6 protein-coding genes are annotated in these 7,186 nt (G+C 37.4%); 5 read left to right on the top strand and 1 reads right to left on the bottom strand.

The window, feature by feature from the left end:
* From KI356_RS21650 to KI356_RS21630, 5 genes are all read left to right on the top strand, one after another.
* Positions 1–1,301 (top strand): peptide ABC transporter substrate-binding protein (locus KI356_RS21650; protein ID WP_212936409.1); only part of this gene is annotated, 1,301 nt, incomplete at its 5' end.
* 127 nt (positions 1,302–1,428) lie between these two features.
* Entirely contained in the window at positions 1,429–2,358 is a 930-nt protein-coding gene (gene opp3b, locus KI356_RS21645; protein ID WP_000534165.1) for an oligopeptide ABC transporter permease, read from the top strand.
* Entirely contained in the window at positions 2,355–3,371 is a 1,017-nt protein-coding gene (gene opp3C, locus KI356_RS21640; RefSeq protein WP_128282156.1) for an oligopeptide ABC transporter permease, read from the top strand. The genes opp3b and opp3C overlap by 4 nt, the downstream gene beginning before the upstream one ends.
* 18 nt (positions 3,372–3,389) lie before the next feature.
* Positions 3,390–4,433, top strand: a complete 1,044-nt coding sequence (locus KI356_RS21635; protein ID WP_128282157.1) for an ABC transporter ATP-binding protein — start codon at positions 3,390–3,392, stop codon at positions 4,431–4,433.
* Positions 4,426–5,361 carry an ABC transporter ATP-binding protein gene (locus KI356_RS21630; RefSeq protein WP_212936408.1) on the top strand — a complete coding sequence of 312 codons (936 nt, stop codon included), beginning with the start codon at positions 4,426–4,428 and terminating at the stop codon, positions 5,359–5,361. Before KI356_RS21635 ends, KI356_RS21630 begins: the two co-directional genes overlap by 8 nt.
* A gap of 191 nt (positions 5,362–5,552) precedes the next feature.
* Here the strand turns inward: KI356_RS21630 and KI356_RS21625 are convergent, their stop codons facing one another.
* Positions 5,553–6,998 (bottom strand): MATE family efflux transporter, encoded by a 1,446-nt coding sequence (locus KI356_RS21625; RefSeq protein WP_212936407.1) that lies wholly within the window; start codon positions 6,996–6,998, stop codon positions 5,553–5,555.
* Positions 6,999–7,186 lie beyond the last annotated feature (188 nt).

The raw sequence follows: 7,186 nt of genomic DNA, 5'->3' as shown, positions 1-7,186 counted from the left end.
AACCTGTAACAGCGAAAGACTTTGTGTATTCATGGAAAAGAGCAGTAAATCCGGATACAAAAGCTACGTATTCGTACATTATGTTCGATATTAAAAATGCAGAAAAAATTCATAAAAGAGAATTACCTGCTGACCAATTAGGTGTAAAAGCGATTGATGATTATACATTAGAAGTGGAATTAGACAATCCCGTTCCTTACTTTATTGATTTAACAGTATATCCAGTATTTTACCCACTAAATGAAAACTATGTGAAATCACAAGGTGATAAGTTTGGTTTAGAGGCAAATACAACATTATATAACGGGCCATTCGTTATGAGTGATTGGAAACATGAACAAAGCTTCCAATTTAAGAAAAACCCATCATATTGGGATAACAAAACAGTTAAACTCGAAGAAATAAATTTCAATATTGCGAAAAATACATCAACTGATGTAAATTTATATGAAACAAATGCGATTGATCGTGCGGTTCTAACATCGGAATTTGTTGATAAGTTTAGACAAAATCCAGAGTTCGAAACACGAAAAGAAGCTGGAGTTGCCTACTTAAGATTTAATCAAAATAATAAGTATTTGAGTAATAAAAACTTAAGAAAAGCAATTTCAATGTCCTTTGACCGTGATAACATTGCAAAAGTTATTTTAAACAACGGTGCAATCGGTGCTTACGGATTTGTTGGAAAAGATTTCGCTGAAGGTCCGAATAAAAAAGACTTCCGTGCTGAAAATGGGAAGCTAGTTGAAACGGATTCAAAAGAAGCGAAAAAACTTTGGGAAACAGCGAAGAAAGAGCTTGGTACTGATAAGATCGAACTAGAATTCTTAAGCTTCGATAATGAAGATGCGAAAAAAATTGGCGAATTTTTAAAAGGTGAGATGGAAAAGAACTTACCTGGTTTAACGATTAAAATTAAACAGCAGCCATTCGCGCAAAAAAATAAGTTAGAAGACTCTCAGGAATATGATATGGCGTTTGGTATTTGGGCTCCAGACTTCCCAGATCCAATCTCATACTTAGATATGTTTGTTACGAATGGTTCACAAAATAAAACAGGATATTCTAATCCGAAATATGATGAGCTAATTCTAAAAGCAAAAACAGATACAAAAGATTTACAAGCTCGCTGGAACAACCTTTTAGAAGTAGAGAAAATATTAATTAAAGAGGATGCAGTTATTGCTCCGATCTTCCAAAAAGGTTCAGCATATGTAGTAAAAGGTGCCGTAAAAGATATTATCCCAATTAACTATGGTGGTAAATTAACTTACAAATGGGCATCTGTTGAACAAAAATAATCTTTTTTTCCATCGTTTACAAGGGTATATGCCTATGATGGGCATGTGCTCTTATTTTAAAAAAATAAAAGTAAGAATATTTTAAACTATCTTATTGCTTTTGAGAAAAACGGGGAGGTGCTTGACTATGGGACGTTATGTATTAAAACGTTTCGTGTACATGGCTTTGACATTATTTTTAATTACTACACTGACTTTCTTTTTGATGAAATTACTACCGGGTTCTCCGCTTAAAAACCAGGAGAAGCTATCACCGGCACAAAAAGAAATCATTCTTGAAAAATATGGATTAAATGATCCAGTACCAGTTCAATATGCACGTTACTTAGGTAACTTAGCAAAAGGTGATTTAGGGGTATCATTCCAATATGATAACCGCCCAGTAACAGATATGATTGTGGATCGTATTGGACCATCAGCACAACTTGGTTTACAAGCGATTATATTAGGAACATTTATCGGTTTAATTTTAGGAATCGTTGCGGCGCTTCGTAACAATACGTGGGTCGATTATGGGGCGACAATTATTTCCGTACTCGGGATGTCGGTACCATCATTCGTATTTGCCGCATTACTACAATATTTCGTAGGGGTAAAACTTGGTTGGTTCCCAGTAGCATTCTGGAAAGGACCGGAGTTTACAGTAATGCCTACAATTGCCTTATCGATGGCAGTTATCGCAACAATCGCACGTTTCGCTCGTGCAGAGTTAATTGAGGTTATGCAAGCTGACTACATTTTAACAGCGAAAGCGAAAGGAATTAGCCAAGGCGTTATCATTATCAAGCACGCACTTCGTAACGCATTAATTCCAGTTGTAACAATTTTAGGACCAATGGTTGCAGGATTAATTACAGGGACACTAGTTATTGAGCAAATTTACGCTGTACCTGGACTTGGGGAACAATTCGTTAAATCGATTACAGTGAATGACTATACAGTTATTATGGGAACTACAATTTTCTATAGTGCGATCTTCATCCTAGTTATTTTCATTGTCGATATTTTATACGGAATTATTGATCCTCGTATTCGTTTAGCGGGAGGGAAAAAATGATGAAAGATGTACAAAAATTATCTCCAGATTTATTTCAACCAGCCAATCAAAGTAATGTTGATAATGAAGTCATTGCCCGTCCAAGCTTAACGTTTTGGCAAGATGTAAGAAGACGTTTGTTCCAACATAAAGGTGCGATGTTTGGTTTCATATTATTAAGCCTTATTATATTGCTAGCAGTTATAGGGCCGATGGTAAGTAAACACTCATATAAAGAGCAGGATTTAGGTCGTGCGAAAATGCCACCGAAAATTCCAGTGATTGAAAATATTCATTGGCTACCATTTGACGGTACAGATCAATATGGTGTTGATCAATATGAAAAACGTGATATTAAAGAGTACTTCTGGTTTGGTACAGATGATCTTGGCCGTGATTTATGGACAAGAACATGGGAGGGTACACGTGTATCATTATATATCGCTCTTTTAGCAGCAGCAATTGACCTAGTAATCGGGGTCGCATACGGAGGTATTTCAGCGTTCTATGGCGGCAGAGTAGATAATATTATGCAACGTATTATGGAGATTATTAACGGTATTCCATACTTAATCATCGTTATTTTAATGGTAATCATTATGGGATCAGGTATTTGGTCGATTACACTCGCGATGGCAATTACAGGTTGGATAGGGATGTCGCGTATCGTTCGTGGACAAATCCTAAAATTAAAAAACCAAGAATATGTATTAGCATCTCGTACATTAGGGGCAACAAATACACAGTTAATTGTGAAGCACTTAATTCCGAACGTAATGGGACCAATTATCGTAATGACAATGTTTACAATTCCAACAGCGGTATTTGGTGAAGCATTCTTAAGCTTCATCGGACTAGGTATTCAGCCACCATTCGCATCACTTGGTTCTCTTGTAAACGATGGTTATAAATCAATTCAAACGTATCCACATATGATGTTCATCCCAGCGGTTGTCATCAGTATGTTAATCTTAGCATTCAACTTAATGGCAGACGGATTACGCGACGCGTTAGATCCAAAAATGCGTAAGTAAAAGAGGGGAGAAGTAAAAATGAAAACATTGCTAGAGGTAAAAGATTTGCAAGTCTCCTTTGATACACATGCAGGTGAAGTACAAGCTGTACGCGGCGTTACTTTTGATTTAAAAAAAGGAGAAACATTAGCGATTGTAGGAGAATCTGGTTCTGGTAAATCAGTTACTTCTAAAGCGTTAATGGGATTAATTCCGAATCCTCCAGGACGTATTAAAAACGGTGAAATCATATTTGAAGGTCGTGACTTAACGAAACTAACAGAAAAAGAAATGCAGCAAGTACGCGGTAAAGATATTGCGATGATTTTCCAAGATCCAATGACATCGTTAAATCCAACGATGACAATTGGTAATCAGATTATGGAAGGTCTTATTAAACACCAAGGGATGAGTAAAGCAGACGCACGTAAAGTTGCTGTAGAATTAATCGACCTTGTAGGTATTCCAAATCCAGAAGCTCGTTTAAAACAATATCCTCACCAATTCTCAGGTGGTATGAGACAGCGTGTAGTTATTGCGATGGCGTTAGCTTGTAACCCAAAATTATTAATTGCCGATGAGCCGACAACGGCGCTAGACGTTACAATTCAGGCGCAAATTTTAGAGCTTATGAAGGACATTCAGCAAAAAACAGAAGCAGCAATCATTTTCATTACGCATGACTTAGGTGTAGTGGCAAACGTTGCAGACCGAGTTGCGGTTATGTACGCTGGTAAAGTTGTTGAAATTGGAACTGTTGATGAAATTTTCTATAATCCACAACATCCATACACATGGGGCTTAATCGCATCTATGCCAAGCTTAGATGGTTCAGAGGACGAGCTATATGCGATTCCAGGAACGCCTCCAGACTTATTAAAACCGCCAAAGGGTGATGCTTTTGCACCACGTAACCCACAGGCGCTGAAAATTGATTTTGAAATGGAACCACCTTTATTTAAAGTAAGTGATACACATTATGCGGCAACTTGGTTACTTCATGAGCAAGCGCCAGAAGTAAAACCACCAGCAGTTGTTGAAAAACGTATTCTTCAAATGAAAGCGGGTGAACAACATGACTAAACAACGTGAGAAATTAATTGAAGTAAAAAATGTGAAACAACACTTTGATGTGAGTGGTGGTGTTGTTAAAGCAGTTAATGATATTTCATTTGATATTTACCGCGGTGAAACATTTGGACTTGTAGGAGAATCTGGTTGTGGTAAGTCAACAACTGGAAGAACGATCATTCGTTTATATGATGCAACTGCCGGTGAAGTGTTGTTCGATGGTGAAAATGTACATGGTAAAAAATCACGCGCAGAACTTAAGAAGTTCAACCGTAAAATGCAAATGATTTTCCAAGATCCATATGCATCATTAAATCCTCGTATGACAGTGGGGGATATTATTGCAGAAGGTATTGATATTCACGGACTAGCAAAAAGCAAAAAAGAGCGTATGGACCGTGTTCACGAGCTGTTAAATACAGTTGGTTTAAATAAAGAGCACGCGAACCGTTTCCCACATGAATTCTCAGGTGGACAACGTCAACGTATCGGTATCGCTCGTGCGCTAGCTGTAGAACCTGAATTTATCATTGCTGATGAACCAATCTCAGCACTTGACGTATCGATTCAGGCGCAAGTTGTAAACTTACTGAAACAGTTACAAAGAGAAAAAGGTTTAACGTACTTATTCATCGCCCATGATTTATCGATGGTAAAATACATTAGTGATCGCATTGGTGTAATGTACCGTGGCCAAATCGTTGAGCTGACAACAAGTGAAGAGTTATATGCGAATCCAATGCATCCATATACAAAATCACTACTATCTGCAATTCCGCTTCCAGATCCAGATTATGAGCGCAATCGTAAACGTATCGTATACGATCCATCTCAACATCAATATGGTGAGGAAGTACCAACAATGCGTGAAATTCGCCCAGGACATTTCGTATTATGTTCTGAAGCAGAGTATAAGAAATATAAAGAAATTTATCAATAATAAAGTAGAGCCATTCTTCTATTACAGAAGGAGGGCTCTATTTTTTTATACTAGTTAAACTTAATTTAGTATAAAGAGATTTTATCCAAGTTCTTTTTCTGTTTAAAGACAGCAAAGTAAGAGTTTCCAAGAATGAAGAAAAGGCGACTGAAATCCAGTCGCCTTTTTCTTCATTTAGAAACACTTTTATTTTATTGTGCTTGAACAGCAGTACTCTCTTCTTGTTCATCAGGTTTAACAAGTGCATAATTTTCCCACGCTCTACTTTTCCAGCGGAAGAACATAATAATCGCCCGTGTCCATTCGTCGATAGCAATCGCTAGCCAAATACCAACGAGACCCATATCTAATTGAAAGACGAAAAAGTAGCCGAGCGGTAAGCTCATTAACACCATGGAGAATGCGCCGATTAAAACCGGATATTTTGCATCGCCAGCTGCACGAAGTGAATTAATGATGACGATGTTCATCGTCCGTCCTGTTTCAAGTAGTACACTTAGTAAAAGAACGCTTGCCCCTAGAGAGATAATATGGGGATTATCCGTAAATAGTCCCATTAATTGTGTGCGGAATGTAACAACGAGAATGACCATAAATAAAGTTACACCAATCGCCCATTGTACACTTTTCCATACGCGTGTGTAAGCTTCATCCTTTTCATTTCCGCCAACTAGACGTCCAACGATAATAGCTGTTCCCATACCGATAGCAATGGCGAATAAATAAGTGAACATGGAAATGTTAGTAGCATATTGTCTAGCAGCTAACGATTCTGTCCCTAAGTATGTTGCGTAATATAGGAAGACGATTTGGCAAGCTTGGTACATCACTTGTTCAAATGCAGATGGAATGCCGATCTTTAAAATTTTGCCAACGTATTCTTTCGATAAAGTGAAGTAGTATTGTAATTTCACGCGGTATTCCATAACACGGTACAGTAACCAGAAGAAAACGATAAGTGCGATTAACCGGCTAACAGCGGAAGAAATAGCTGCCCCTTGCACACCAAGTTCAGGGAAACCGAATTTTCCGAAAATGAGTACATAGTTTCCGGCGATATGAATAATATTCATTCCAAGTGAAATAAACATTGCTTGCTTTGTAAAACCGTGTACGCGGATAATTGCGGCTAATGAGTTAATAATAGCTTGAAGGAAAATGGCTCCTCCGACGATGGATAAATAGCTTTGCGCGTACGTTAAGACATCGCCTTGTAAGTTCATTGCCATCATCATATGTTTTGAGAATAAAAGAAAACCGGCGCTTATAACGAGCCCGACTCCTAAATTTAATGTTACTGCCAATGCTGATATTTTTGATGCCTCCATAAAGCGTTTAGAACCGAGGTATTGGGATACAACGATAGCAGCGCCATTCCCGATGACTTCTAGTACTAAAATAGCGATATGAAGGTATTGATTCGCTGCACCAACCCCAGATACAGCATCGTCTGATAATGCACTTAACATGAAAGTATCAGCGATCCCCATCAGCATAAAAAGAAAAACTTCTAGAAAAATAGGCCATGTTAATAAGAATAAACTTAATTTCTCTGTTGGCCCGTTTTTTGAGCGAATTGCTGTCATGTCCGTCCCCTCTTTACCGATATCTATTTTTAGCAAAGTGTATCGTAACACACTTTCATATCCTTTGCACTTATTTTAGCCTACATATTTTCAATATGAATAAACCTTCATTTTATGACAGAAAAGGAAGGATAATTATACATAAGATATTATGGGATATAAAATTTGTTTTTCTCTGATAATTTAGAAAAGTATAAAATTTATCTTTTTTAACACTTTAATTCAATAAAAAGGCAGTA

It is taken from the genome of Bacillus hominis (assembly GCF_018332515.1).
Lineage (GTDB): Bacteria > Bacillota > Bacilli > Bacillales > Bacillaceae_G > Bacillus_A > Bacillus_A hominis.
This window is presented reverse-complemented; position numbering and strand designations above follow the sequence as displayed.